This window comes from Prevotella sp. tc2-28 (assembly GCF_900107705.1).
Lineage (GTDB): Bacteria > Bacteroidota > Bacteroidia > Bacteroidales > Bacteroidaceae > Prevotella.
On record NZ_FNRE01000005.1, the window covers coordinates 85,907 to 112,676 of the forward strand.

The 26,770-nt window shown below is 51.1% G+C and carries 26 protein-coding genes; 17 read left to right on the top strand and 9 right to left on the bottom strand.

Translation table 11 applies throughout. The features are described from left to right. The first annotated feature begins 39 nt into the window (after positions 1–39). Entirely contained in the window at positions 40–927 is an 888-nt protein-coding gene (locus BLU47_RS05990; protein WP_091959824.1) for a dihydrodipicolinate synthase family protein, read from the top strand. Continuing rightward, positions 914–2,482: a sodium:solute symporter family protein gene (locus tag BLU47_RS05995; protein ID WP_091959827.1), complete on the top strand. Its 1,569-nt coding sequence runs from the start codon at positions 914–916 to the stop codon at positions 2,480–2,482. Before BLU47_RS05990 ends, BLU47_RS05995 begins: the two co-directional genes overlap by 14 nt. On the opposite strand, the gene BLU47_RS06000 is transcribed toward BLU47_RS05995, so the two are convergent. Further along, a complete protein-coding gene (locus BLU47_RS06000; RefSeq protein WP_091959829.1) occupies positions 2,471–3,901 on the bottom strand; it encodes a Na+/H+ antiporter NhaC family protein in 1,431 nt (476 codons plus the stop codon). The two genes, BLU47_RS05995 and BLU47_RS06000, sit on opposite strands and share 12 nt — an antisense overlap. 208 nt (positions 3,902–4,109) lie before the next feature. On the opposite strand from BLU47_RS06000, the gene BLU47_RS06005 reads away from it, so the two are divergent. The 4 genes from BLU47_RS06005 to BLU47_RS06020 are packed head-to-tail and all read left to right on the top strand — an operon-like array spanning position 4,110 to position 8,107. Continuing rightward, positions 4,110–4,748 carry an HU family DNA-binding protein gene (locus tag BLU47_RS06005; RefSeq protein WP_091959832.1) on the top strand — a complete coding sequence of 213 codons (639 nt, stop codon included), beginning with the start codon at positions 4,110–4,112 and terminating at the stop codon, positions 4,746–4,748. Positions 4,749–4,807: 59 nt separating this feature from the next. Then, positions 4,808–5,953, top strand: coding sequence for an iron-containing alcohol dehydrogenase (locus BLU47_RS06010; RefSeq protein ID WP_091959834.1), 1,146 nt, complete (start codon positions 4,808–4,810; stop codon positions 5,951–5,953). A 20-nt stretch (positions 5,954–5,973) separates the two neighbouring features. Beyond that, positions 5,974–7,014: a 4-hydroxythreonine-4-phosphate dehydrogenase PdxA gene (gene pdxA, locus BLU47_RS06015; protein WP_218131536.1), complete on the top strand. Its 1,041-nt coding sequence runs from the start codon at positions 5,974–5,976 to the stop codon at positions 7,012–7,014. 22 nt (positions 7,015–7,036) lie between these two features. Continuing rightward, on the top strand, positions 7,037–8,107 hold the full coding sequence (locus tag BLU47_RS06020; protein ID WP_091959838.1) for a four-carbon acid sugar kinase family protein: 1,071 nt from the start codon (positions 7,037–7,039) through the stop codon (positions 8,105–8,107). On the opposite strand, the gene BLU47_RS06025 is transcribed toward BLU47_RS06020, so the two are convergent. Beyond that, positions 8,089–8,793 carry an SIMPL domain-containing protein gene (locus BLU47_RS06025; protein ID WP_091960173.1) on the bottom strand — a complete coding sequence of 235 codons (705 nt, stop codon included), beginning with the start codon at positions 8,791–8,793 and terminating at the stop codon, positions 8,089–8,091. The two genes, BLU47_RS06020 and BLU47_RS06025, sit on opposite strands and share 19 nt — an antisense overlap. 125 nt (positions 8,794–8,918) lie before the next feature. On the opposite strand from BLU47_RS06025, the gene BLU47_RS06030 reads away from it, so the two are divergent. The 4 genes from BLU47_RS06030 to BLU47_RS06045 all read left to right on the top strand — a co-directional run bounded on the left by BLU47_RS06030 (position 8,919) and on the right by BLU47_RS06045 (position 13,643). After that, a complete protein-coding gene (locus BLU47_RS06030) occupies positions 8,919–9,734 on the top strand; it encodes a hypothetical protein (RefSeq protein WP_091959841.1) in 816 nt (271 codons plus the stop codon). Positions 9,735–9,826: 92 nt separating this feature from the next. After that, complete coding sequence (metG, locus tag BLU47_RS06035; protein WP_091959844.1) at positions 9,827–11,893, top strand: methionine--tRNA ligase; 2,067 nt, start codon at positions 9,827–9,829, stop codon at positions 11,891–11,893. Positions 11,894–11,937: 44 nt separating this feature from the next. Further along, positions 11,938–12,654 carry an IspD/TarI family cytidylyltransferase gene (locus BLU47_RS06040; RefSeq protein ID WP_091959856.1) on the top strand — a complete coding sequence of 239 codons (717 nt, stop codon included), beginning with the start codon at positions 11,938–11,940 and terminating at the stop codon, positions 12,652–12,654. Continuing rightward, positions 12,642–13,643 (top strand): NAD-dependent epimerase/dehydratase family protein, encoded by a 1,002-nt coding sequence (locus BLU47_RS06045; RefSeq protein WP_091959862.1) that lies wholly within the window; start codon positions 12,642–12,644, stop codon positions 13,641–13,643. The genes BLU47_RS06040 and BLU47_RS06045 overlap by 13 nt, the downstream gene beginning before the upstream one ends. Here BLU47_RS06045 and BLU47_RS06050 read toward each other — a convergent pair. After that, entirely contained in the window at positions 13,640–14,524 is an 885-nt protein-coding gene (locus BLU47_RS06050) for a LicD family protein (RefSeq protein WP_091959865.1), read from the bottom strand. The genes BLU47_RS06045 and BLU47_RS06050 overlap by 4 nt on opposite strands. An 8-nt stretch (positions 14,525–14,532) precedes the next feature. Then, the gene (locus BLU47_RS06055) at positions 14,533–15,615 is read right to left on the bottom strand and encodes an acyltransferase family protein (RefSeq protein ID WP_176780478.1); all 1,083 of its coding nucleotides are present in this window, start codon (positions 15,613–15,615) and stop codon (positions 14,533–14,535) included. 67 nt (positions 15,616–15,682) lie between these two features. Between BLU47_RS06055 and BLU47_RS06060 the strand changes: the two genes are divergently transcribed. Further along, complete coding sequence (locus BLU47_RS06060; protein WP_091959871.1) at positions 15,683–17,116, top strand: lipopolysaccharide biosynthesis protein; 1,434 nt, start codon at positions 15,683–15,685, stop codon at positions 17,114–17,116. Here BLU47_RS06060 and BLU47_RS06065 read toward each other — a convergent pair. Genes BLU47_RS06065 through BLU47_RS06085 form a run of 5 tightly spaced genes read right to left on the bottom strand, consistent with a single transcriptional unit; the run spans position 17,078 to position 20,869 of the window. After that, complete coding sequence (locus BLU47_RS06065; protein WP_091959874.1) at positions 17,078–18,067, bottom strand: glycosyltransferase family 2 protein; 990 nt, start codon at positions 18,065–18,067, stop codon at positions 17,078–17,080. The genes BLU47_RS06060 and BLU47_RS06065 overlap by 39 nt on opposite strands. Next, on the bottom strand, positions 18,068–18,883 hold the full coding sequence (locus BLU47_RS06070; RefSeq protein ID WP_091959876.1) for a glycosyltransferase: 816 nt from the start codon (positions 18,881–18,883) through the stop codon (positions 18,068–18,070). Between the two features lie 6 nt (positions 18,884–18,889). Then, on the bottom strand, positions 18,890–19,429 hold the full coding sequence (gene nadD, locus BLU47_RS06075; protein ID WP_091959879.1) for a nicotinate (nicotinamide) nucleotide adenylyltransferase: 540 nt from the start codon (positions 19,427–19,429) through the stop codon (positions 18,890–18,892). After that, on the bottom strand, positions 19,426–19,995 hold the full coding sequence (gene gmk, locus BLU47_RS06080; RefSeq protein ID WP_091959882.1) for a guanylate kinase: 570 nt from the start codon (positions 19,993–19,995) through the stop codon (positions 19,426–19,428). The genes nadD and gmk overlap by 4 nt, the downstream gene beginning before the upstream one ends. A gap of 1 nt (position 19,996) precedes the next feature. Beyond that, positions 19,997–20,869 (bottom strand): YicC/YloC family endoribonuclease, encoded by an 873-nt coding sequence (locus tag BLU47_RS06085; RefSeq protein ID WP_091959885.1) that lies wholly within the window; start codon positions 20,867–20,869, stop codon positions 19,997–19,999. A gap of 112 nt (positions 20,870–20,981) precedes the next feature. On the opposite strand from BLU47_RS06085, the gene tsaB reads away from it, so the two are divergent. Genes tsaB through rseP form a run of 6 tightly spaced genes read left to right on the top strand, consistent with a single transcriptional unit; the run spans position 20,982 to position 26,762 of the window. After that, entirely contained in the window at positions 20,982–21,677 is a 696-nt protein-coding gene (gene tsaB, locus BLU47_RS06090; RefSeq protein WP_091959886.1) for a tRNA (adenosine(37)-N6)-threonylcarbamoyltransferase complex dimerization subunit type 1 TsaB, read from the top strand. A gap of 31 nt (positions 21,678–21,708) precedes the next feature. After that, entirely contained in the window at positions 21,709–22,311 is a 603-nt protein-coding gene (locus tag BLU47_RS06095) for a DUF4290 domain-containing protein (RefSeq protein WP_091959887.1), read from the top strand. An 18-nt stretch (positions 22,312–22,329) separates the two neighbouring features. Further along, positions 22,330–23,643 carry a UDP-N-acetylglucosamine 1-carboxyvinyltransferase gene (murA, locus tag BLU47_RS06100; protein ID WP_091959889.1) on the top strand — a complete coding sequence of 438 codons (1,314 nt, stop codon included), beginning with the start codon at positions 22,330–22,332 and terminating at the stop codon, positions 23,641–23,643. A 57-nt stretch (positions 23,644–23,700) separates the two neighbouring features. After that, a complete protein-coding gene (gene rimM / locus BLU47_RS06105; protein ID WP_091959891.1) occupies positions 23,701–24,210 on the top strand; it encodes a ribosome maturation factor RimM in 510 nt (169 codons plus the stop codon). Further along, the gene (locus tag BLU47_RS06110) at positions 24,207–25,367 is read left to right on the top strand and encodes a 1-deoxy-D-xylulose-5-phosphate reductoisomerase (RefSeq protein WP_091959892.1); all 1,161 of its coding nucleotides are present in this window, start codon (positions 24,207–24,209) and stop codon (positions 25,365–25,367) included. The genes rimM and BLU47_RS06110 overlap by 4 nt, the downstream gene beginning before the upstream one ends. 21 nt (positions 25,368–25,388) lie before the next feature. Further along, positions 25,389–26,762, top strand: coding sequence for an RIP metalloprotease RseP (gene rseP, locus BLU47_RS06115; RefSeq protein WP_091959895.1), 1,374 nt, complete (start codon positions 25,389–25,391; stop codon positions 26,760–26,762). The last annotated feature ends 8 nt before the right edge of the window (positions 26,763–26,770 follow it).

The window sequence follows — 26,770 nt, forward strand, 5'->3', positions numbered from 1 at the left end:
ATACGTCCTTGAAATAAAAAACAAACTATTTCAGGACGTATGAACAATTCTAAGTATTGCGGCGTGGTGGTGCCGATGGTAACCCCCGTCACCCAGGACGGACGGCTTGACGTGGAAGCCGTCAAACGTATTATCCATTTCTTTGCTGACAATCAGGTTTCCCCGCTGCTGATGGGCACGACGGGCGAGGGCAACAGCGTAAGCCAGGCCGACGGTCAGTTGTTCGTTGAGACAGCCGTCAAGGCTGCCGACGGCCGTATTCTGATTTATGCCGGACTGACGGGCAACTGCTTTGCCGAGCAGGTGCGCCAAGCTGAGGTCTACACCGCCTTGGGTGCCGACGTCATCGTGGCTACACTGCCTACGTATTATGCGCTGACTGCCGACCAGATGTACGAATATTACAAGACGCTGGCCGACTGCATCACGGGTCCGCTGATGCTTTACAACATCCTGGCGACGACGCACATGTCTATTCCCGTCGACGTGATCAAGCGGCTGGCAGACCATCCGAATATTGTCGGTCTGAAAGACTCTGAGCGCGACCTTGAGCGCATGGCTCAGTGTATCGACATTGCCAAGGGTCGCGACGATTTCGCTTATTTCTGCGGATGGGCAGCACAAAGTGCCCATTCGCTGGAGCTGGGCGGCAACGGCATCGTGCCCTCTACGGGCAACTATGTGCCTGAGATGTTCCGCCAGCTCTTCGATGCCGCTGTGGCGGGCGACTGGGCAACAGCCAACCGCTTGCAGGACGAGACCAACGAGATAGCCAAGATTTACCAGAAGGACCGTACGCTCGGACAAAGTCTCACCGCCCTAAAGGTGATGATGCAGACCAAAGGACTTTGTGAGCCGTGGATGCTCATGCCACTGACCCGTCTTTCTGCCGAAGAAGAAAAAGCGATAAGAGATGCACTGGATTGACTACATCATCGTCATTTTGTCGATAGCCGCTGCCATCGTCGTGGGCATGTACTTCGCCCACAAGCAGAAAGACACGTCGCAGTATTTTGCCGGAGGTGGCAAGATTCCCGCCTGGGCGGTGGGCATCAGCATCTTCGCCACGCTGATATCGAGTGTGACGTTCCTCGCCTACCCGGGTGCCGCCTATGCCGACAACTGGATACTATTGGTACAGGGACTGATGGTGCCCATTGTCCTGTTGGCACTCGTCGGCATCATCGTGCCGTTGTTCCGCAAGGTCATCCGCCTGTCGACCTACGAGTATTTCGAGCGCCGCTTCGGACTCTTTGCCCGTCTTTACTCGTCGTTCGCCTTCACGCTGGGCCATTTCTCGAAGGCCGGCACGGTGTTCTTCCTGGTGTCGATGGCACTGGCGACATTCCTTGACATCAACATCTACACCATCGTGCTCATCCTGGGCGTGACCATCATCGTGCTGACGCTGTTTGGCGGCATGGAGGCTATTGTGTGGATGGACGTGGCGCAGGGTTTCCTGCTCATCGGTGGCGGCATCATCTGCATCGGCATCCTCATGTTCGGCATCGAGGGCGGACCGGCGGAGACGTTCCGTATCGCCTCTGATTTCGACAAGATTTCGTTCGGTCCCTATGACTGGGACCTGACGCAGCTGACGTTCATCGTGATGGTGCTCAACGGCATCTTCTATGCCTTGCAGAAATATGGCACCGACCAGACCATCGTGCAACGCTATCTGGCTGCCAAGAACGACCACGAGGCCAAAAAGGCGGCTTATATTGGCGTGCTGATGTCGGTTCCCATCTGGGCGCTGTTCATGTTTATCGGCACGGCGCTCTTCGCCTACTACCACGCACAGGGTGCTCCCCTGCTGCCTGAGGGTATCAAGGCCGACGAGGTATTCCCCTACTTCATCGCCCATGAGCTTCCCGTAGGCATCCGTGGTCTCATCATTGCCGCACTGGCAGCAGCAGCCATCTCGTCATTGGACTCCGACTTGAACTGTCTGTCGGCCATTGCCGTACAAGACTACTACATGCGCTTCCGCAAGGAGGCCACCGACCAGCAACAACTGCGCTTTGGCAAGTGGATGGTGGTGGTTGCCGGACTGGGAGCCATCGGGGTAGCCTGTCTCTATATCACCTGGGGCGGCGAGGGCGTGCTGGGCGCGCTGTTCTCGCTCTACGCCATCTTCTCGGCAGGCATCGTCGGCATCTTCATCCTCGGACTGTTCTCGCGCCGTGCCAACAAGCAGGGCCTCTACATCGGCATCGCAGCCGCCGTGCTCTATACCGCATACGCCGTGCTGACCTCGACGAAGGTCGACATCGACGGCGACGGTGTGAAGCAGACGCTGATAGACCTGGGCAACTGGAACTTCGCTCACCATAAGTACATGCTGGGCGTTTACAGCCACCTCATCGTCCTCGTCGTGGGCTATGTGGCCAGTTTCTTCTTCAAGACACCGCTGGCTGACAAGGAGCTCACCATTTGGGGCTATTTGGAAAACAAGAAGAAAGAAGAATCGTCAACTTGCTGAGGTTGCCTTACGATAGATGCGCCAACCTGTTGCGGCAATGAAGATGCTCATCAGGGGGCTCAGGTAATTGAAGAAACAATACGGGAGATAGGTTAGCGTAGGCACGCCAAGCACCGTAGATTGTGTCATGCCGCACGTGTTCCAAGGTATCAGTACCGAGGTCACCGTTGCGGCATCTTCTGTGGTACGGCTCAACAGCCGCGACTCGTAACCCTGTTCCTTGTATACCTCTTTATAGATATCGGCATTCAGTACGATAGAGATAAATTGGTCGCCGGTGGTGATATTGAGGAAAATGCCTGTTCCTACCGTCGACGAGACCAGTGTCAACCGACTGCGCACCCATTGTACGATGACTCTGGTAAGGCTCTCTATCATACCGCTGGCCACCATTGCAGCGCCGAAGCACATCGCACACAGGATGAGCCAGATAGTATTCAGCATACCAGCCATACCGCCCGTCGACACCAGTTCGTTCAGTTCTGCACTGCCCGTATCAACATGGGTAGCTCCGTAAAAGGTAATAGCCAGTCCGCGCGTCAGACTCTCCGAGCCGGCTATCTCCATGAGGATATGAGGTTGTAGTATCAGCGCCACAATGCCAGCCATCACAGAAGAAACGAACAGCACTATCAGTGAGGGAACCCTGCGTCCTATCATTACACCCGTCAACAAGGGCACCAACAGCGTCCAAAGCGAGATATTGAACGTTCTGGACAAGCCTTCGGTATAGAGCGATATATGCAATTGTTCCTCAACACCATTGCTGAGTCCTGCCACCAGGAAGATAACCAGCGAAATCAAGAAGGTCGGCACCGTGGTCAGCATCATGTAGCGAATATGCACAAAGAGGTCTGTACCCGTTGCCGACGATGCCAGAATCGTCGTATCACTCAACGGCGACAACTTATCGCCGAAATAGGCACCCGATATGATGGCACCTGCCGTCCACGCCTCCGAAACGCCTAGCGCGTGACCGATACCCAAGAGGGCAACACCGATGGTGGCTATGGTTGTCCACGAACTGCCTGACGACAAGGACACCAGTGCACAGATGACACACGACGACACCAGGAAGAACTGCGGCGACATCATCTGCACACCATAGTATATCAAGGTTGGCACAATACCGCTAACCATCCACGACCCGCTCAGCATGCCCACACACAGGAGGATAAGCAGCGTAATGCTCACCTCGCCAATGGTGTGCATGATCTGCTTCTCAAACTGTTTCCACGGCACCCGATAGAAGCCCATCGAGATGCACACACAGACAGCCATGCCCATCAGCAGCGCTATCTGCGAGCCTCCACTCAGCGAGTCGCTCCCAAACAGGCCAATAACGATGGACAGAAACACGATAAGCACCACCACGGGAATGATGGCGACAAGGGGATGGGGAATATTATTGTCACTCATTGGAGTGCAAAAGTAATACATTTTCCATAAATTCACAAATTTCGTAAAGACAAAACGTCTGATTGCTTTGTCATTTGAATATTTTTCCTTATCTTTGCAGAAGAGTTTAATTGCAAAGTTTGAAATGTAAATTGCAAACTTTGAAATACAGATTGCAAGGTTTGCAATATAGGTTGCAAAGTTTAAGATATAAAAATTCAAAGATAGTATGGCAAATTATGTAATCAAGGAAATGCCCAAAGGCATGGGTAACGGCAAAAAAGGGAGATTATTCCCCAAGATGCAGGTTTACACGGAGTTCGACTACGACAAGGTAGTTGAACTTGTTCACACCAATTCGCCGGCGTTCAGTCAGGCGACCATTCGTGGTGTGCTCGACACGCTGGCTGTCGTCATGAAGTCGTATCTGCCTTTGGGGCACACTATGAAAATTGACAAGTTGGGAGTATTCTCACTGTCATTGGAATTTACTGATAATGAAGCAGATAGCACCGGGCAGCAGATTACGCAGGAGGCAACATCCAAGAAGAAATACCATCATGTAAGGGCAAAGGGTGTAAATTTCAAGGTAGACAAAAGGATGGTTGACGACATCAACAAGGAAAATTCCTTTGAGCGCATAACCGGCAATTCCACCTCCCCCTCTCCTTATTCCCTTGAAGAGCGTCTGCAACGGGCCCTGAACCATATCAGCAAGCACGGATTCATCACACTGCAAGAATACGCCAACCTCAACGGCCTCAGTTACAGCACCAGTTCCAGAGAACTTGCCAAACTCGTCCTTGTCCCCCAGTCAGGCATCAAGGCCAAAGGCACGGCCTCGCACAAGGTATGGGTGAGCAGGTGACAAAACGAGGAGGTATCCGTCTATTAAGTATAAGGTAAAGACAATAGAAAGCAAACATTATGAAAGCAATCACATTATTGCAGCCACAGAAAATTGTTTTCGGCACGGGCTGCATCGAGACATTCACGGAAGATTACAAGAAAATGGGCTTGCAGCGCCTCATGGTGCTGACGGCTCCCCCTATCCTGCCCCTCATCGAAGAGCCTTTGGCAAACCTCAAGGCGACAGATGTCAGCATAGAGATATTCCAAGACATCTTGGCAGAGCCGACTGTCAACGACTTCAAGAAGATTCTGGAGGTAGCACGCCAGTTCAAGGCCGACAGCGTAGTGGGTATCGGAGGCGGAAGCGTGCTCGACGTGACGAAACTCGTGGCAGCTTTCATCAACAGCGCACAGCAAGTGGAAGACTGCTTCGGAACGGGCTTTATCAAGGCTAAAGGTCTATGGTTTGCCTGTCTGCCCACCACGGCTGGAACGGGTTCGGAAGTGTCACCCAACGCCATCCTGCTGGACGAGCGCGACCATCTGAAGAAGGGCATTGTATCACCTTTCCTCATTGCTGATGCTGCCTACGTGGACCCAAAACTGACGTGGACAGTACCTGCCAAGGTGACTGCGGACACGGGTATGGATGCCCTCACCCACTGTATAGAGGCATATACCAACAAGTTCGCCCATCCTTCTGTCGACATCTACGCCCTGCAGGGCATCCGCCTCATCGCAGCAAACCTGGAGCGCGCCGTGAAGAACGGCAAAGACCAGGAGGCTCGCGAGGCGCTGGCCTTCGGTTCATTGTATGGCGGACTATGCTTAGGACCCGTCAACACAGCAGCGGTTCATGCACTCTCCTATCCTCTGGGCGGTGAGTTCCACATCCCCCACGGACTCAGCAATGCTATCCTGTTGCCTTCAGTCATGAAGTTCAACATGCCTGCCAACATCAAACGCCACGCTGAGGTGGCTATTGCCTTAGGTTGCCAACCCGGCAAGAACGACGAGGAGACGGCCCAGCGAGGTGTCGACTTCATCTATCGCTTGGCTGCTGCTGTCGGCATTCCCGACAAGCTGACTGCACTAGGCATCCCACAGACTGCTGTCGACGGAATGGCCAAAGCCGCCATGCAGGTTCAGCGACTGCTGAAAAACAACCCGAGAGAAGTTACTGAGCAAGATGCCAAAGACATCTACAACTCTTTGTATTAACCCGATAATACGTTACAACAATGAAACCCATATTAGCCATCACTATGGGCGACCCCGCAGGCATCGGGCCTGAGATAACCGTGCGTGCCCTAAACAGAGAAGAGACTTATGAAAAGTGCCGTCCCGTTGTTACGGGCGACGCCGCCATCATGGAGCAGGCTGTCCGCCTGTTGGGCTTCAACCTACAAGTGAACGCCATCCAGAGCGTGAAAGATGCCAAGTTTACGTTTGGCACCATCGATGTCATTGACCTCCAATGCGTCGACCTCTCCACATTCGAGTTCGGCAAGGTACAGCCACAGTGTGGCAATGCTGCCTTCCAGTATATCAAGAAAGCCATCGAACTGGCGATGGCCGACGAGGTGGACGGCACCGTGACGGCTCCCCTGAACAAGGAAGCGCTGAACCTGGCTGGCCATCACTACGACGGGCATACCGAAATTTACGCCACGTTCACCAACACGAAGAAATATGCCATGATGCTGGCTGACGAGAACATCCGCGTCATCCACGTTTCGACGCATGTTCCCCTGCGCAAGGCGTGTGACTTGGTGAAGAAGGCCCGCGTCATCGAGTGCGTCGAACTCATCGACGATGCCTGTCGCCAGTTTGGCATCGAGAAACCGCACATCGGTGTGGCAGGACTCAACCCTCACTCCAGCGAGAACGGCATGTTCGGCTACGAGGAGGCTCAGGAGATTATTCCTGCCATCGAGGAACTCACGGCACGCGGCTTCGACGTCGAGGGTCCCGTACCGCCCGACAGCATCTTCGCCAAGGCTAAATGCGGCAAGTTCGACGGATGTGTCGCCATGTATCACGACCAGGGACACATCCCCCTCAAGGTATGCGCCTTTAACTGGAACAAGGAAACGGGCAAGATGGAATCAGCAAGCGGTGTGAACATCACCCTCGGACTGCCCATCATCCGCGTCAGCGTTGACCACGGCACCGCCTTCGACGTGGCAGGCAAGGGCATTGCCAACGACTCTGCAATGACGCTATCCATCGACTACGCCACCCGCATGGCCATCTATCGGAAAGGGAAAAGGGATAAGTGAAAAGTGAAAAATATACTGCTGCATGGTTGTCATTGCTGATGATATCACCGGGGCTGCCGAAATAGCCGGCATCGCCCACGCCGCAGGCCAGCAGGCGCGCCTCCTCTGCGCCTCCGGTCCCCTATACTGCGACACCGTCGCAGTCCCCACCACCGTCATCGCCACCGACACCCGCTCCATGTCCGAACCCGAAGCAGCCGCCGAAACCCGCCGCATCGCCTCCACCCTCAAAGAAACCTCCCCCCTCTTCAAGAAGACCGACTCCGCCCTCCGAGGCCACGTCGTCGCGGAACTCACAGCGCTGATGGATGTCACGGGCTATCAGCGAGCAGTCTATCTGCCCGCCAACCCCTCGAAAGGGCGCATCATCCGCAAGGGCATCTATTATATCAACGAGATTCCCATCCACGAGACGGCCTTCAACTACGACCCGGAGTTCCCTGCCCGCACGTCGTCACTTAGGGAACGCTTCCCGGATGCTGAAGCCAAAGGCATCATCATGCCCGATGCCGAGAGTGAAGACGACATCCGCCATATCATCCGGCAATACGACGACGGCAAAACCATCTTTGCCGGAGCCGCCGACTTGTTTAGCCTCATCCCCCCCATTGGCCCTATTGGCCCCATTAGCCCCATTAGCCCCATCACCCCCATCACCACCCTCATCCTCTGTGGCAGCACCCAAAGCAAACCGCTAAACCTCGGCATCCCCATCGCCCCGATGCCGCGTGAAGTCTACGACGGAGAACAAGGTGCCGACTATTGGTTCCAGTCTCTCGCCACACCTGCCACCTCTTTAATCCTCACCATTCCGCACACTCACCGCACAGGAAAAGAGGTTGCCGTCCATCTGCGAACCGTCATGGCTGAGATGGCACAACGCTTGGTCCGTAAGCACCGTCCCGACCACCTTATCATCGAAGGAGGAGCTACCGCATGGGCTACGCTACAAGCTTTGGGATGGACCGATTTCCGAATTGTCTCTCAGATAGCTCCCGGCGTAGTACAAATGAGCGCCACCAATGGAACACTGGTGACGCTCAAACCTGGCAGTTACCCCTGGGGCAACCTGTTTCAGTCTTTCAGCGAGTAGGTGACCGTTGTCACCACACGCACCTTTTTAATATAAGGGGTATTGTCGTCGCGGTTGTCAATAGAGAACTGCCCCTGGTCGGCACTGACTATCTTGTTCAGTTTCGAGTGTGAGTTCTCGGCAAACTGCTGCGCCGTCTTCTCCGCATTCTCAATAGCCTCTTGCATCATCTTCGGTTTCATCTCCTTGAACGATACGAACTCATACTTCACGGGATTCTCATAGCCTCCATCAACAATGGCGACGCCTTCTTTCAAAAGGTCTCCCTGACGGGCGATAATCTGGCGCACCTGTTTAACATGCTTCGAAGTTACCGTGATGACTGATGTGACGATATAGCGATAAGGCTTGTTGTTGTCGCTGTACTCGCGGGCCTGTAAGTCGATGACCTGCGGAGCATTCTCCGTCAGTTCCGATTCCTTGATACCACTGCGCAGCAAGAATGCCTTGATCTTCTTCTGTGTCGTTCCTATCTTGTCATACAAGCCCGGCAGGTCGTTGCCCACCTCTTTCGATACGATAGGCCAAGTCACCTTGTCGGCTTCCACTTCCTGTTCGGCCAGGCCTTTCACGTTCACCTTGCGGTCTTTCTCTGAAAAATTGTCGATGCCGGCCTTGATAAACCAGCCCAGACAAACCAAGCCCAATGCAATTAGGGCTGCTCCAATAATGCTCTTTTCTTTCATACGCATCAGTTTTTGAATGTTTAACGCTGCAAAGGTGCAAAATAATTACGACATTCATTTAGGTTTTTCCCTACTTTTTCGAATATTTTCCCTATCTTTGCAAGCGAAACAGCAAAAAACAGCATATGAAACGACAAATCGCCCTTATCTGCCTCTTACTGACTTGCCATCTCACCACAATGGCACAGACTGAGGTGGACGGGAATGGGTTATCGGGCAGTACTACACTACAGCCTACGGCACCCGACAGCCCATTACAGGCTGACACCCTGCTGCTCCGTCGTGAATGGATGAGTCCTGAGCGGACAATGCCCAAAGAGCCTACCCTGCAAAGTTACACACAACTGACAAAGGCCGGCGGCACAGGACTACGGCTCTGGCGAGGTGCCTCACTCGGAGCCTATGGCACGACGAGCCACATGCCCGGCATGATGACGATGGAGACGGGTTCATTGGCACTGCATCAGGACCTGGGACGCTGGCATTTCTCGGCAATGGGCATTGCCAATAAATACTGGATGCCCTGGCAGTATCGGATTGCCACGCAGTACGGATTTGGCGGCACCATCGGCTATGACCTCAGCGAGTCTGTGACGCTCCACGCCTTCGGTTACTACTATGCCAACCAAATGCAAGTAGGGCCTGCCATGAGTCCGTACATCAACAACACAACCTATGGTGGCTATGCCGACGTGCGTTTCAGCGACACCTTCGGAGCCAACCTTGGCGTGCGACGCTACATCAACCCGATGAGCGGAAAATGGACGACAGAGCCGATTGTCAATCCATACATCAAGCTGGGAAAACGGTCGAAGATAGAGCTGCCTCTTGGTGGCATTCTGAAAACGCTTGTCTGGGGCGACCGAGACAATCCGTTGAACTTCCAGGCTCGCCCCATGAGTCCTCCGGCATCCGCACCGCGTCCGGTGATGAGGCCGTGAAGGAGTGTGTACTCACATTCGGAAAATTGCAAATAAATTTGGCATTTCGCTCGCTTATTCGTACCTTTGCAGCAAATTTAAAAGAAAATATAATGGCAGAAAAGAAATTCAAACGAACAACCGTTACGTCGGCACTGCCCTATGCCAATGGCGGCGTACACATTGGTCATCTGGCTGGAGTCTATGTTCCAGCCGACATTTACGTGCGTTACCTGAGATTGAAGAAGGAGGATGTATTGTTTATTGGTGGTAGTGATGAACATGGCGTGCCCATCACGGTTCGTGCCCGCAAGGAGGGCATCACCCCGCAGGACGTGGTAGACCGCTATCATAAGATGATTAAGGACTCGTTCCAGGAGTTCGGCATCTCATTCGACATATACAGCCGAACCACCTCGGAGACGCATCATAAGTTCGCAGCAGAGTGGTTCCGCAAACTGTATGACGAAGGAAAGCTGGTGGAGAAGACCACTGCCCAGCTATACGACGAGGAGGCCAAGCAGTTCTTGGCTGATCGCTACGTGGTGGGCGAATGTCCTCATTGCCACAACGAGGGAGCTTATGGCGACCAGTGTGAGAAGTGTGGACGCGACCTGAGTCCTACAGAGCTGATTAATCCGAAGTCAACCATCAGCGGTTCTACACCTGTGATGAAGGAGACCAAGAACTGGTACCTTCCCTTGAACGAGTATCAGGAGTGGTTGAAAAAATGGATTCTGGAAGACCACAAGGAGTGGCGCCCCAATGTCTACGGACAATGCAAAAGCTGGCTCGATATGGACTTGCAGCCCCGCGCTATGACTCGTGACTTGGACTGGGGTATTCCCGTACCTGTTGAGGGCGCTGACGGCAAGGTGCTGTATGTTTGGTTCGATGCCCCCATCGGCTACGTCAGCAACACGAAGGAACTGTGCGACCGCGAGCCCGAGAAATGGGGCAAATGGGAGCAGTGGTGGCAGGATGAGGACACCCGTCTGGTACACTTCATCGGCAAGGACAACATCGTGTTCCACTGCATCATCTTCCCTGTGATGATGAGAGCTCATGGCAAGTATATCATGCCTGACAACGTGCCTGCCAACGAGTTCCTGAATCTGGAGAACGACAAAATTTCAACATCACGCAACTGGGCAGTCTGGTTGCACGAATACTTGGTAGACATGCCTGGCAAGCAGGATGTGTTGCGCTATGTTCTGACAGCTAATGCCCCTGAGACCAAGGACAATAACTTCACCTGGAAGGATTTTCAGGACCGCAACAACAATGAGTTGGTGGCTGTTTACGGCAACTTCGTAAACCGTGCCCTACAATTGACCAAGAAGTATTGGAACGGCATTGTGCCTGCATGTGGTGAGTTGCAAGCAGTGGACAAGCAAGCGCTTGAAGAGTTCAAGGACGTGAAGCAGAAAGTGGAAGCATTGCTCGATCAGTTTAAGTTCCGCGATGCCCAATTCGAGGCCATGAACCTCGCTCGTATCGGCAATCGATATATCACCGAGTGCGAGCCTTGGAAGGTATGGAAGACCGATCCCAAGCGTTGCGAGACCATTTTGAACATCTGCTTACAACTCACAGCCAACCTCGCCATCGCCTTCGAGCCCTTCCTGCCTTTCTCATCAAAGAAATTGCGTGAGATGTTGAACTTGGAATCGTTCGATTGGAACGAGCTGGGAAGCACAGACCTCTTGAAAGCCGGCCATCAGTTAGGCGAGCCAGCCCTGCTGTTTGAGAAGATTGAAGACGATGTCATCCAAAAACAGCTCGACAAATTGGAGGCTACCAAAAAGGCCAACGAAGCCGCCGCTTATAAGGCCGCTCCTATCAAGGACACTTGCTCTTTCGAGGACTTCGAGAAACTGGACATCCGCGTAGGACTTATCAAGGCTTGCGAGAAAGTAAAGAAATCGAAGAAGCTCCTGCAATTCACCATTGACGACGGCTCAGGTACCGATCGCACCATCCTCAGTGGTATTGCCGCATTCTACGAAGACCCTTCCGTTCTCGTAGGCAAGCGCATCCTCTTCGTAGCGAACTTCGCGCCTCGTACCATGATGGGCATCGAGAGCCAGGGTATGATCCTCTCTGCCGTTGATGCCGACGAGAGCCTCAGCGTGGTAACCACGACGAAAGACGTGAAGCCAGGAAGCCAAGTAGGATAATTAAAAAGTTGAGAGTTGAAAACTGAAAGTTAAGCATTGAGCATATGAACTACGCGTTGATTATTGCCGGAGGTTCTGGCAACAGAATGGGACAAGACATACCCAAGCAGTTTATGCACGTCAACAACTGTCCCATCATCATCCATACGATGAAGGCTTTTCAGCAGCATCCGGACATCCACGGCATCGCTGTAGTATGTCTGGCAGGTTGGGAGACCGTCGTGCAGTCGTATGCCAATCAATTCTCTATCGATAAACTAAAATGGATATTCCCAGGGGGCAGTAACGGACAGGAGTCTATCCACAACGGCATTTATGGTTTGCAAGAGGCCGGATGCCAGGCAGATGACTTGGTTTTGATACATGATGCCGTACGTCCGCTGCTGTCCCAGGAGATTATCTCCTCGAATATTGCCACCTGTCAGAAATATGGCTATGCCATTACAGGTATCAAATGCCGCGAAGCCATTCTGGAGAGTGAAGATGGCTTCTCTACCACCACCAGTATTCCTCGCGATAAACTCATCCGAACACAGACGCCACAAACCTTCCGTCTGGGCAACATCATTGCTGCCCACGAAGAGGCAAAGCAGAAAGGCATCACCAATTCGGTGGCTTCATGCACGCTGATGGCAGAGTTGGGTGGAAGAGAGATGCACATTGTACCAGGTTCAGAGAAGAATATCAAGGTGACTACTGTTGAAGACCTTGAGATTCTGAGAGCCTTGATGAACATTCATGCAGAGTCATGGTTGAAGTAAGTGCCTATCAGCAAGGGCTTGCGAAGGTCGCCAAACGTCTGCCTTCACCTTTGACGGGAAATATTCTCATCACGGGTGCCACAGGTCTGATAGGAGGCTGTCTCACGGATTTGCTTATGCAGCATAGCGAGTGCCAAGTTTATGCCTTGGGGCGTAATCGTCAGCGTGCAGGGAAACGCTTCCAGAAGTATAAGAACAATTCTCGTTTCCACTTCTTGGAACATGACATCTGTACACCACTTACTTGCGACACCGATTTTCAATACATTATTCATGCCGCTAGCAATGCCAGTCCCTCCTTCTTCCAAGAGAAGCCCGTAGAAGTAATGCGCGCTAATCTGGAGGGGCTCACACATTTGGTAGAATACGGATTACAGCATCACATGCAGCGTATGGTGTATATATCTTCTGGTGAAATTTACGGTGAAGGTGATGGCAGCATATTTTCAGAACAGAGCAGCGGTTATATCGACATACTCTCTCCACGAGCCTGCTATCCTTCTTCCAAGAGAGCCGCAGAAACACTCTGTGCTGCCTATTGTAAAGAGTATGGTGCACAAATTGTGATAGCACGTCCATGCCACACCTACGGTCCTTACTTTACAGAGAGTGACAACCGTGTCTATGCCCAATTTATCCGTAATGTACTGCGCAACGAGGACATTGTAATGAAAAGTTCTGGCAGTCAGTTCCGCTCATGGATATATGTTGTCGATTGTGCTGCAGCTATTCTCTATTTATTATTAAAAGGAGAAAGCGGAGAGGCTTACAACGTGGCTAACAACGAGTCAAACATCACTATCCGCCAATTAGCAGAAATAATTGCAGCTATCGCTGATAAAAAGGTCATCATGGAACTGTCGGATAATGGGAATACTACACCTATCACCAAGGCTGTATTCTCTACAAAGAAACTAGAATCATTAGGTTGGCAACCGATCTTTGACATTGACGAAGGATTGCGCCACACGATAGAGACAATGCGCTAGTTTTGATGTGCTTTACGCCATACCACCTCGTCCGACTCACGCTCATATAGATTATAATAAGCTTTCATATGATGGCTGATACGCTTCTCTACTGGTGGCAACTGCATGTAGTCGCCATAATACTGACGCAGATAGTTATCATACCCTACAGGCAAATCTACCTCCATGCCCTCGTAAAGAAAAGATGTAACTCCCTCTAACCAAGCCTTAGGGAATACTTCTTTTGGACCATACGAACCACAATAAACAGCCACTAAAGAGGAAGACTCATATGAATAGCGATAGCTGATATCGGCCATCTGCTGCAACAGGTGTTTTCGATACCAGTTCCTAAAAAAGAAACCGATAGTTTTTCTTGCAAAGCGTCCCCATTCCTTGGGAGTCTTCAGCAAGCGCAAATAGCTCATAAAAGAGACGTGCGTAGAGATAGCCCACAACTTATGCTTCGTCTTTGTAAACTTGCGCTCCATAGCTCGTGCAGCCTCGATATCATCGGGTGCGCCATCGATAGGAAAGACATCAATGTATAATCCGTGGACACAGGGCACATCCTGTTCTTCTTGTAGTGTGGTGCGAGCATCACATAACTTAACGAAAAACAAAGGGTAGTCAGACTTATTATATGGTGTCACCAATTCCAAACCTTCAGGTAATTGTTCACTTGCTATCTGAACAAAGCGATTGTAGTCAGGACGTGGCATAAAAACATCGACATCGTCATCCCAAGGAATCATACCTTGATGGCGCACAGCACCAATGGCAGTACCTCCACAACAAAAATAGGCAAGGTGATGCTCCTTACAGATAGCGATAAACTCGCGCAGCACACCGTTAATTACGGCATTCCATCGCAATCGTTCTTCTGGTGTCAGTTCTTTCATCTTCGTAATTAACTACGTCCAAACAGCCACCTCTTGAAAAACGGGCTAATGCGGAGAATATTGGAGGTAATGATGCTGAAACCAATAACCAGCAATGCCAAGAAAAAAGACAACGAGGTATCTAACACGAAATTGTGCCGGTATGCGTTAAAGAAAGATCCTATGGTCGGGAGATTAGGCAGGAAGAGGTAATGTATAAGATAGATATCCAGCGTCCTGCGACCAATATATTGCAAACTTCGACCCATCACCGTAAACTTCGTGAAATACTGATGATAGAAACGGAAATACATAAACACGATGGTCAGCAGTGCGAAGCGTGCCATTGTCAGTGGCAGGACAGCCCACGTCATACGCAGCGTGTGCCACTTGAGGGAATCTAGTGCGGCAAAGACAACAACAATGATCAACACCGGGAAAAACCAAGAACTATCCATAATTTTCTTTGCTCCATTCCAATAGCGATGAACGATGTTGCCATAGAGGAAGAAAGGGAAATAGAGGAACAACTGGCTGATGCTGGAAGTATCCATAAATTCGTTGGAATGACCTCTCCATCCAAAAGCCCAGCTAAAATACCTGGGCTGATAGCAAGTCTCATACAAGCCCAGTGACACGATGAAGAGCAGTGTGATGGGAATCCACGACTTCTTCAACTTACTCTCTATGTAGCAGAACAGATAGTAGACGATAAACATATAGAGCAGTACGATGGTAAACCAGTAACCGCCCTTGAGGGGTCTGCCGATCCACTCTATGACAGTAGGCCAGAACTCTTTTCCGAGAATAGCTGCGCCAAACAAGAAGAAGACAACTGTGGGAATAGTCTGAACCCTGATTTTTTTTACAAGCAGACTACACAGATTCTTCAGGTCCCACACTTGTGTAGCTTTATAAGCAAGGAAACCGCTGACAAAAAAGAACAACGGCATACGGAACATGATCAGAAACTGCATGGACGATGAGATCTTTGGAGCCATTCCAAAACCCATGTTAGCCACATGATTGGCTACGACCAGAATCATCGTAAAGCCTCTAAGAGCATCAAGCCATTCCAAACGCGGCTTTTTTACTACTGCATTATTCTCCATAGATGGGTGCAAATTTACGCATAATATTTTGATTTTCAAATAAAATATAGTATTTTTGCATGTTGAAATGGATAATTTAAAGGAAAAGACGGCGAAAGGAATTGCCTGGGGAGCCATCAACAACGGTGCCACACTGATGCTGAACCTGTTGTTCGGAATCGTCTTGGCACGAAATTTGTCGGAGTTGGACTATGGTATTGTAGCACTGATTACCATTTTCACGCTCATCGCAGGATGTATTCAGGCGGCAGGATTCTCGCAAGCACTGGCTAATCTGAAACCTCCCACTCAGCGAGACTATAATGCTGTAGCATGGTTCAATATGATTGCCGGATTCTCTTTGTATGCCATCCTATTTCTTTGTGCTCCACTGATAGCATGGTTTTTCCAACAGCCCGCACTGACTGACGTTTCGCGACTGGCCTTCCTCGCTATTCCCATCTCGGCTATCGGTATCGTTCCGAATGCCAGATTATGGATTGAACTGCGTAATCGCGAGCAAGCCATTGCCAGCATTGCGGCTCTTCTTACTTCTGGATGCTGTGGTGTATGTTTGGCATGGAACGGATACGGCTATTGGAGTCTGGCATGGCAACAAGTCATTTACATCACTGTTGCCGATATCTTCAAATACTATTTCACACGCTGGAAACCCACCCTACCTATCGATTTCAGTCCTATTTACAGGATGTTCAATTTCTCGTCGAAACTGTTACTAACGAATATTCTAACAGTTATCAGCCAGCAAGTTCAGACGTTCATCTTCGGAAAGATGCTACACATCAATGTTGTGGGGCAGTTCAGCCAAGCTAACAAATGGAACACAATGGGGCATTCGTTCATATCGAACACAATGGCTCAGGTGGCTCAGCCCGTACTGACCAATGCCGATAACGAAGAAGGGCGCCAACAGCGCGTATTCAGAAAAATGCTACGTTTCACGTCGTTGATTTGTTTCCCTCTGATGTTCGGGCTGGCACTGGTGGCTCATGAGTTTATCGTTGTCACCATTGGAGAAAAATGGGAGCCCTGTGTCATCCTATTACAGATATTATGTATTGGAGGTGCTTTTATTCCCTTGCAGACTCTTTATCAGAATCTGATTATCAGCCGTAAGCGTTCAGATATTTATCTGCGACTGGTGGTTTTGCAGATTCTGTTACAGATAATCTTAACACTAAGTTTGGTGAAATTGGGTATTGTGGCAATGGTGACAGCCTTCTCTGCCCTGAATATGCTATTTATTGTATGTTGGCATTTTGCTCTTCAGCGCATACTACCCCTTACAGCACTTGACGTTCTAAAAGACACCATACCTTTTACGTTCATAGCTGCTGTTGTGATGTTGACAACTCACTATGCAACCCTGAGCATCACAAACCTCTGGTTGCTTCTGCTTGCACGCATCATGATGGCAGCAATGCTCTATTTGATTGTTATGCGTCTGCTCAACGTAGCAATTCTAAAAGAGTGCCTGCAGTTTATCCGAAAGAAGCAATAATTTTTTATAGCACCATTTCACCGTCAAGTAAGCAAAGCGGAGCAGAGGAAGCGTTTGCTGATGAGCCAGGAGTCCCTGCAAATATTTGAAGAAAAACGTTTGAGGCTTGTAAGAGAGACTAGCTTCTATCTGCTGTTTGTCAATCCCTACAGCCAAAGCCTGATAATAGACATTGAGCATACCTACCTCAAGAGCGAACAGGAAATCCTGCTTGGGGTCATTGGCAGAAAAGTACTGCCAAAGCGTTTCATTGGCTTTGACATAAGACAACACATGTTTTGTAGACAAATAGTTGGCAAATGTGCTGGCAGAAGAGTCATCTCTATAGAAATAGACTGAATCGTCTACGTATGCCATCTTGTTGGCAGCATGGATGAGGCGTGGTGTCAGCGCCATATCTTCTGCCATATTGATGCCTTCTACCGACGCTATGCCATGTTCAGTATACATCGTTTTTCGAATCAGACGTGCCCATATATGCGGAAGCAGCGTATGTTGTACCAACATCAGTTTCAAAGAGATGTCCTTGTTCAAATGCTGTTCACGATGATAGATTATGGTACCATCTTCAAAATGTGAGCTATAGTTGCCTGAAACAATATCAGCATCCGTTTGTTGTTGACAGGCCACCAATTTCTCAACAGCATCCATTGCCAGATAATCATCACTGTCTACATTTAGCACAAAATCTCCCGTCGCAGACTCAAGAGCCGTCTTCCGAGCTGCTCCCAATCCTCGGTTGTGATCATGGCGCACTATATGAACCTGCTGTTCACGATGAGGGTATTCCGCAAGGACCTGCCGAATTACAGCCACACTGTTGTCTGGCGTACAGTCGTCAACAAACACATATTCTATATCATCGTACGTCTGTCCGAAAAGTGTTCGCGCGCACTGTTCGATATATCTCTCTACACCATATACTGGAACCAATATGGAAACCTTCATCATCTACTCGATAGGGATATGCTTAAACTTACTATTCAGGAACGACATCAGTTTTGAGAGCCACTTGATGAGTGGGAAAATGCTTTGGAAATGTGACAATATCGTAAAGTCATGCAACATGCTGTTGTTGACACGTGAAAACCTCAGATAATCGTCTTTATAGAAAGGATCTACCAACTCATCTATCATACGACGATTCTCTGTCAGCGTCTCTCTCCAACGTTGTTTGCTAAGTCCACCGCTCTCACAGAAAGACAAAGGCTGTGTCACACTGGCAATTCTGATTCGGTCTTTTACCAATGGCTCTACAACCGACTTCAGATCGGCTATCAACTTGTACGACTCATCAAAGCCATATTTCAGCAACACCTCTCTGCGATAATACACTGACTGATGGCATATTCCAATAGACAAGAGATCATATAGCGTCATCACCGCTTTCGGCATTCTACTCTTCCCGCCATAGATGTCACCACCCATGATGATGTCGCCATCGTAACCGTTTACCAACGACAAAACATCCTTATTGGCAAATTCATCGCCAGCATTCATAAACACCACGTAATCGCCCGACACCAGTTTTACGCCTTTGTTCATAGCATTATAGATGCCACTGTCCTTCTCTGACACTGACGTGGTGATGATGTCCTGATTATCTGCAATGATATTGAGGGTTTCGTCCTTACTGCCTCCATCTATTACCACTATTTCCTTCTGAACATAGTCCAACAGGCGTATGCTCTTTAGCGTACGCAACAACCCGTCAGCGTTGTTGTAGGTGACAACAATGATGGAATATAGCCTTTTCTTACCGTCCATAACTGCCTATCGATAATAATGTTCTACCAACGTTTCAATTGCTTCAGGTACCAGTCCGCTGATGCGCTCCCCTGCCCTTACCTTCTGCCGAATCTCCGTGCTCGACACATCGAGTAAGGGGACATCGATGGTGCCAGGATACTCGTCGCGCGGATAAACGATGACGTCATAGTTGCGGAGGATATCCTTCCACTGTCGCCAGCGTTCGAAATGGGCCCAGTTGTCACCGCCTATCAATAGGAAGAACTCACAATCAGGGTAGTCCTCCGACAGCTGATGCAAGGTGTTCCAAGTGTAGGAAGGCTTGGGCAAGTGGAACTCATAGTCAGAGGCACAGACACCTTCCACACCCTCCAATGCTTTTTGTGCCAGTTCCAGTCGCAAGTTATCATCTAAGAGATCTGCCTGTTGTTTCAAGGGATTCTGGGGCGACACCATCAGCCACACCTCGTCCAGTCCACATTGTTTCTGAACAGCCTGTGCCAGAGCAACATGTCCGCGATGTATGGGGTTGAACGAGCCTCCGAAAATCCCTATTTTCTTCATCCAAGAAATGCTTTAACAACCTGTAATGCCTCCTGCTTGGCAGTCTCCAAATCATCATTTACGATAACCCTGTCGAACTGCGAGGCAAACGTCAGTTCATATTCCGCCTTTGCCAGACGCTGTTCTATAGCCTCCGGAGTATCGGTGGCACGCCCGACAAGACGCCTGCGAAGCTCCTCCACCGATGGAGGCTGGATAAACAGGCTCAGGGCTTCGTCGCCATAGTATTTCTTAATGTTCACGCCTCCTTTCACGTCAACGTCGAACACCACGTTCTGACCTTGGTTACGCTGGTTCTCGACTTGTTGCTTCAGCGTTCCATAGAAACGATCTGCATAAACCTCCTCATACTCCAGGAACTCGTTGTTCTGAATCTTCTCCTTAAACGCATCTGGCGTCAGGAAGAAATACTCCACGCCATCCTGTTCCGATCCACGAGGGGCTCTCGAAGTGCATGAGATAGAGAAGTACAGTTTCAGTTCGGGATGTTCCCGCATCAGCCATTGCACAATAGTCGACTTTCCGCTACCCGATGGTGCCGAAACGATAAGCATCTTGCCTTTCATATCACAGTGCATTTAATACCTGTTCCTTGATCTGTTCCAGTTCGTCCTTCATCTTGACGACGATGTTCTGCATCTCAGCTTGGTTCGACTTCGAGCCGGTGGTGTTGATTTCGCGTCCCATTTCCTGGGCGATGAAACCCAGTTTCTTGCCTTGTCCGGCTTGGTCAGCCATCGTCTCACGGAAGTATTTCAAGTGGTTGGTCAGTCGCTGTTTCTCCTCGCTGATGTCCAGTTTCTCGATATAATAGATGAGTTCCTGTTCCAAGCGGTTCTTGTCGTACTCCGCTTCAGGAATCTGCTTCAGTCCATCCACGATACGGTTGCGAATCTTCTCCACACGAGACTTCTCGTACGGTTCGATGGAAGCCAGTAGTTGCTCGATGTTGTCTATCTTCTCGGCAAATTTCTTCTCCAGTGCGGCACCCTCCTGCGTACGGAAGTCCACCAGGTTCTGAACGGCTTCGCACACCCCTTGACGAGCTGCCTGCCATTCCTCGTCATCCAGCACCTCCACCTCGGTCTTGCTCAGCACGTCAGGCATGCGCGTCAGTGTCATCATCCAGTCGATGCCCTCCAACTGATTCTGCTCAGCAAAGGCATGCAACTGGTTATAGTAGCTCTGCATCAGCGCCGTGTTGACAGGAGCCGCTTCCGTGGTGGCATCCTTCTCTATCCAGATGCAGAATTCCACCTTACCTCTCAACAGTCGTTCAGCAATCAGCTGTCGGATTTCCATCTCCTTCTCACGGTAAAGCGGAGCAATACGGGTGTTCAGATCCAACTGTTTGGAGTTGAGCGACTTAATCTCTACATTGATTTTCTTTCCTTTGTAGGCCACGACGGTCTTCCCGTAGCCTGTCATTGACTGTATCATAATGTTGTTTTTCTTTAATATTGACGACAAAGGTACAAAAAATATCTTAAACATGCGAAGAATGACGAGAAAATTCGTACCTTTGCACATTATTTAATATAAGCAAAGAGAAATGGCTTGTATATTACATATAGAAACAAGTACAAACGTTTGTTCGGTGGCTGTCTCTGAAGACGGACAATGCATCTTCGAGCAATCAGCGCACGGAGACAAGGGTGCGGGTGCTGAGCAACTGGGCACAATGGTGGACGAGGCGCTCTCCTTTACCGACAATCACGCCATCCCTTTCGATGCCGTCAGTGTCAGCTGTGGTCCCGGTTCCTATACCGGATTGCGCATTGGCATCTCTATGGCTAAGGGAATCTGCTATGGGCGCGATTTAAAATTGCTGGCTGTTCCCACTTTGGAACTGTTGTGTGTCCCTGTCTTGCTGCGCCATCCTGAACTGGAGGAGAATGCCCTGCTGTGTCCGATGCTTGATGCACGCCGCATGGAGGTCTATGCCGCCCTCTACGACCGTTCGCTGAAGACGGTGCGCGAGGTGAAGGCCGACATTGTCGGTGCAGACACCTATCGCCAATGGCTCGACGAGCGCCCTGTGTATTTCTTCGGCAACGGTGCCCAAAAGTGCATGGAGACCATCCAGCATCCCAACGCCCATCTGATAGAAGGCATTGAGCCGTTGGCTAAATGGATGCAACCCCTGGCAGAAAAACGTTTCCTTAACGACCAGTTCGAGGACGTAGCCTATTTCGTTCCCTTCTACCTGAAGGACTTTGTCGCTATCAAGCCAAAGCCGTTGCTGTAAGGGAAAAGTGAAAAGTGAAAAGTGAAAAATTATGGAAATCAAAGGATTAGACTATAACACCCAGCGCGAGAAGCTGGTTATGCCTGAATATGGGCGAGAGATTCAGAAAATGGTTGAGTTGGCTATCAGTCTGCCCACCAAGGAAGAGCGCATGCAATGCGCCAAGGCCATTATCCAACAGATGGAGAGCAAGAATCCGCAGATTCGTGATAATGCCGACTACCAGCAGACACTCTGGGACCACCTGTTCCTGATGAGCCACAAGCAGTTAGACATTGACTGGCCCTTTGATGTCAGCAATGCTGAGAAGATTCATTCCAAGCCCCAGCCCATTCCCATTGTCAAGGAGAACGGTCAGGCACACATGCGCCACTACGGACGACTGATAATGGAGATCTTCGAGAAACTGAAGACCATGCCTGAAGGTGCTGAGCGCGACGAACTGGTGCGCCTCACTGCCAACCAGATGAAACGCGACCTCGCCGCTTGGGGACACGGGTTGAACGACAACGAGAAGATTGCCGACGACCTGGCTCGCTTTACGGACGGCAAGATACAAATAGACCTGTCTATGTTCCAATTCGAACCAGTTGGCGTGCCAGCTGGCGAGGGCAAGCGCAAGAAGAGGAAATAACCCATCACACTTTTTGATATGGCATCATTTAAAATCGAGGGTGGACACCTGCTAAGCGGAACCATCACACCACAAGGCGCCAAGAACGAAGCACTTCAAGTCATCTGTGCTACGCTGCTGACCAGTGAGCCGGTGACGATTCACAACATCCCGAACATCCGCGATGTGAACAACCTCATCCAACTGCTCCGAGACATCGACGTGAAGGTGACTCGTGACAACAGCGATGAGCACACCTACACCTTCCAGGCCGACCAGCTCGACATACGATACCTTGAAAGCGATGAGTTCGTTCAGAAATGTGCCACACTACGCGGCTCCGTCATGATGATCGGTCCGTTACTGGCACGCATGGGCAAGGCGGTCATCACCAAGCCTGGAGGCGACAAGATAGGTCGTCGCCGACTGGACACCCACTTCCTGGGCTTCAAGCACCTGGGTGCCAAGTTCCGTCATATCGAGAGTCGCAATGTCTACGAGATAGGAGCCCGACAGTTGAAGGGAACCTACATGCTCCTTGACGAGGCCTCGGTCACGGGTACTGCCAACATCATCATGGCAGCAGTCTTTGCTGAGGACACCACGACGATTTACAATGCTGCCTGCGAACCTTATATCCAGCAACTCTGTCACCTGCTGAACCGCATGGGTGCCAACATCAGCGGCATCGGTTCCAACCTGTTGACCATCGTGGGGGTAAAGAGCCTTCACGGCACAGAGCATCGCCTCTTGCCCGACATGATTGAGGTAGGTTCGTTCATCGGTATGGCTGCCATGTGTGGCAACGGTGTGCGCATCAAGGACGTGTCGCTGAAAGACCTGGGCATCATCCCCGATGCTTTCCGCAGACTGGGCGTGAAGGTAGAGGTAGACGGCGACGACCTCTTTGTTCCGCATCAGAAGCACTATGTCGTCGACTCATTTATCGACGGTACCATCATGACACTGGCGGATGCCCCCTGGCCCGGACTGACTCCCGACCTGTTGTCCGTCATGATTGTCGTAGCCACCCAGGCTCGCGGCTCGGTGCTCATCCACCAGAAGATGTTTGAGAGTCGCCTGTTCTTTGTCGACAAGCTCATCGATATGGGAGCCCAGATTATCCTCTGCGACCCCCACCGTGCCGTTGTTGTCGGACACGACCGCAAAATGACCCTTCGTGCCCAGCGCATGTCCAGTCCGGACATCCGAGCAGGAATAGCCCTGCTGATAGCCGCGATGAGTGCCAATGGAACCAGTACCATCAGCAATATCGAACAGATAGACCGAGGCTACGAGGATATCGAAGGACGCCTCAATGCGCTCGGAGCCAAAATAGAGAGAAAAAACTAGAAAATCTAGACAATCTAGACAATCTAGATAATCTAGAAAATCTAGATCAAAAAAAAGATGATTAAACAAGAGGACGTTTACAAGATAGGCCGTCTGGGCAAGGCGCACGGTGTGAAGGGCGAGGTGTCGTTCCAGTTTGACGACGACATCTTCGACACTTCGGATGCCGACTACCTCATTCTCGAGATTGACGGTATCCTGGTACCTTTCTTCATCGAGGAATACCGTTTCCGCAACGATGCGCTGGCGCTGATCAAGTTCTGCGATGTGGACACCCAGCAGCGGGCTTCCGAACTGACCGGATGCGACGTCTACTTCCCCCGTTCCATCGCCGATGAGAGTACGGAAGGTCCCTCGCTGGCCATGCTGGTAGGCTTCGACATCGTGGATGCCTCCAACAATGCGGTGGTGGGCAAGATAGCCTCCGTTGACGATACCACGCAGAACATCCTGTTCGAACTGGAGGACGGCCGACTGATTCCCGCCTCTGACGACCTGATAGAAGCTATCAATACAGAACAGCAAACCATCAAGATGAATATCCCCAGTGGATTATTAACGATATGAAAAAGAAGAAACAAATAGCCATTCTCGGCTCTACGGGTTCCATCGGAACCCAGGCGCTACAAGTCATCCAGGAGCACGCCGACCTCTATGAGGTCTACTGTCTGACTGCCAATAACCGGATAGAACTGCTTGCCCAACAGGCTCACCAGTTCAAGCCAGCCGCTATCGTCGTTGCCAACGAGCAGCACTACGAAGCACTCAAGGACCTGATGGCTGACCTGCCCGACGTGAAGGTCTATGCCGGTGCCAAGGCCATCGACGAGATTGTGGAAGCCCAGCCCATCGACATCGTGCTCACCGCTATGGTGGGCTTTGCAGGACTGTCGCCCACGATTCATGCCATCAAGGCGCACAAGGCCATTGCCCTTGCCAACAAGGAAACGCTGGTCGTTGCCGGTGAGCTGATTCGCGACCTGGCTGCTGAGTACCACGCACCCATCCTGCCTGTCGACAGCGAGCACTCTGCCATCTTCCAGAGCTTGGTGGGTGAGGACGACAACCCCATCGAGAAGATTCTGCTGACGGCCTCAGGCGGTCCGTTCCGCAACTTCACGATGGAGCAGATTGCCAAGGTCACCAAGGCCGATGCCCTGCGCCATCCCACCTGGGACATGGGTGCGAAGATCACCATCGATTCCGCATCGATGATGAACAAGGGCTTCGAGGTCATCGAGGCCAAGTGGCTCTTCGGTGTCAAGGCCTCGCAGATACAAGTGCTGGTTCATCCGCAGAGCATTGTCCACTCTGCCGTGCAGTTCCACGACGGAGCCGTCAAGGCGCAGCTGGGTGTGCCCGACATGCGACTGCCCATCCAGTATGCCTTCTCGTTCCCCAAGCGCCTGACGCTCAGCGGCGACCGTCTGGACCTTTTTGCCACGCAGCATCTGGACTTCTTCGAGCCCGACCTCAAGAAGTTCCGTTGTCTGGCGCTCGCCTTCGAGGCTATCCAGCGAGGTGGTAACATGCCTTGCATCGTCAATGCCGCCAACGAGATAGTGAACCGCGGGTTCCTCGAGGACAAGTGCGGATTCCTGCAGATGGCTGACATCATTGCCGAGACCATGCAGCGTTGCACCTACTCCGCCACACCCGACTACGATACCTACATCGCCACGGATGCAGAAGCTCGTCGCATAGCAAGCGAGCTTATGAAGTGAAAAGTGAAAAGTAAATAAATTATGGAAATATTTTTAATCAGAGTATTACAATTCATTCTGGCCATCTCACTGCTCGTCCTGTTGCACGAGGGTGGTCACTTCTTCTTCGCCAAGCTCTTCGGAGTGAGGGTTGATAAGTTCTACATCTTCTTCGACTGGAAGTTCAGCCTGTTCAAGTTCAAGCCCAAGAACAGCGATACGGAATACGGCATCGGATGGTTGCCACTGGGTGGCTACTGCAAGATAGCGGGTATGATTGACGAGAGCTTCGACACGGAGCAGATGAAGCAACCCGTACAGAACTATGAGTTCCGCGCCAAGCCTGCCTGGCAACGCCTGCTCATCATGATTGGCGGTGTGCTGGTCAACTTCCTGCTCGCCCTGTTCATCTACGGACAGATCCTGTTCTGGTGGGGCGACACCTACATCCCCGTGAAGGATATGACGCTGGGTATGAAGTTCAACCAGGAAGCCAAGTCGTACGGATTCAAGGACGGCGACATCCTGCTCGGCACGGAGAAGAATGCCTTCAAGGACTTCTCCGCCGACCTCTACCGCGACATCTCCGAGGCACATCGCGTGGACATCATCCGCAACGGCAAGTCCATGTGCATCCAGTTGCCTGGCGACCTGAACCTGCTGAACATGATGAAGGCAGACCCGTCGTTCGTGCGCCCGTTGCTGCCTGCCAAGATTGACAGCGTGCTGCCCAAGACGCCAGCTGCTGAGATTGGTCTGCAGAAGGGCGACGAGATTGTGGCCATGAACGATGACCCTGTAGACAGCTACAATGAGTTCGTCGACCTGCTGGGTCGTCGTGCCGACATGTTGGCTGTAGCTGAGAGCCATGCTGACAGTATCAAGGCAAGAACGGTAGCCTTGGTGGTGAAAGACAAGAACGGCGAGTTGAGAGAAGACACCACCGTGCTGACGCCCGACCTGAAGCTGGGCTTCACCGTGCAGAGCGTCGCAGGACTCTATAAGCCCGTCACCCGCGAGTACGGCTTCCTCGAGAGCATCCCCGCAGGTATCCAGTACGGATTCCACGTCCTTGCCTCCTATGTCGACGACCTGAAGTACATCTTCTCCGCCGAGGGTGCCAAGTCGCTGGGCGGCTTCGGAGCCATCGGAAGCCTGTTCCCGCCGATGTGGGACTGGTACATGTTCTGGAAGATGACGGCTTTCCTCTCTATCATCCTCGCCTTCATGAACATCCTGCCCATCCCTGCCTTGGACGGTGGTCATGTGCTGTTCCTGCTCTATGAGATGATTACGCGCCGCAAGCCCTCCGAGACGTTCATGATACGCGCTGAGTATGTCGGTTTCGGCATCCTCATCCTGCTCATGGTGGTGGCCAACCTCAACGACATCCTGCGAGCATTGGGTTATCTTTAATAATGAAT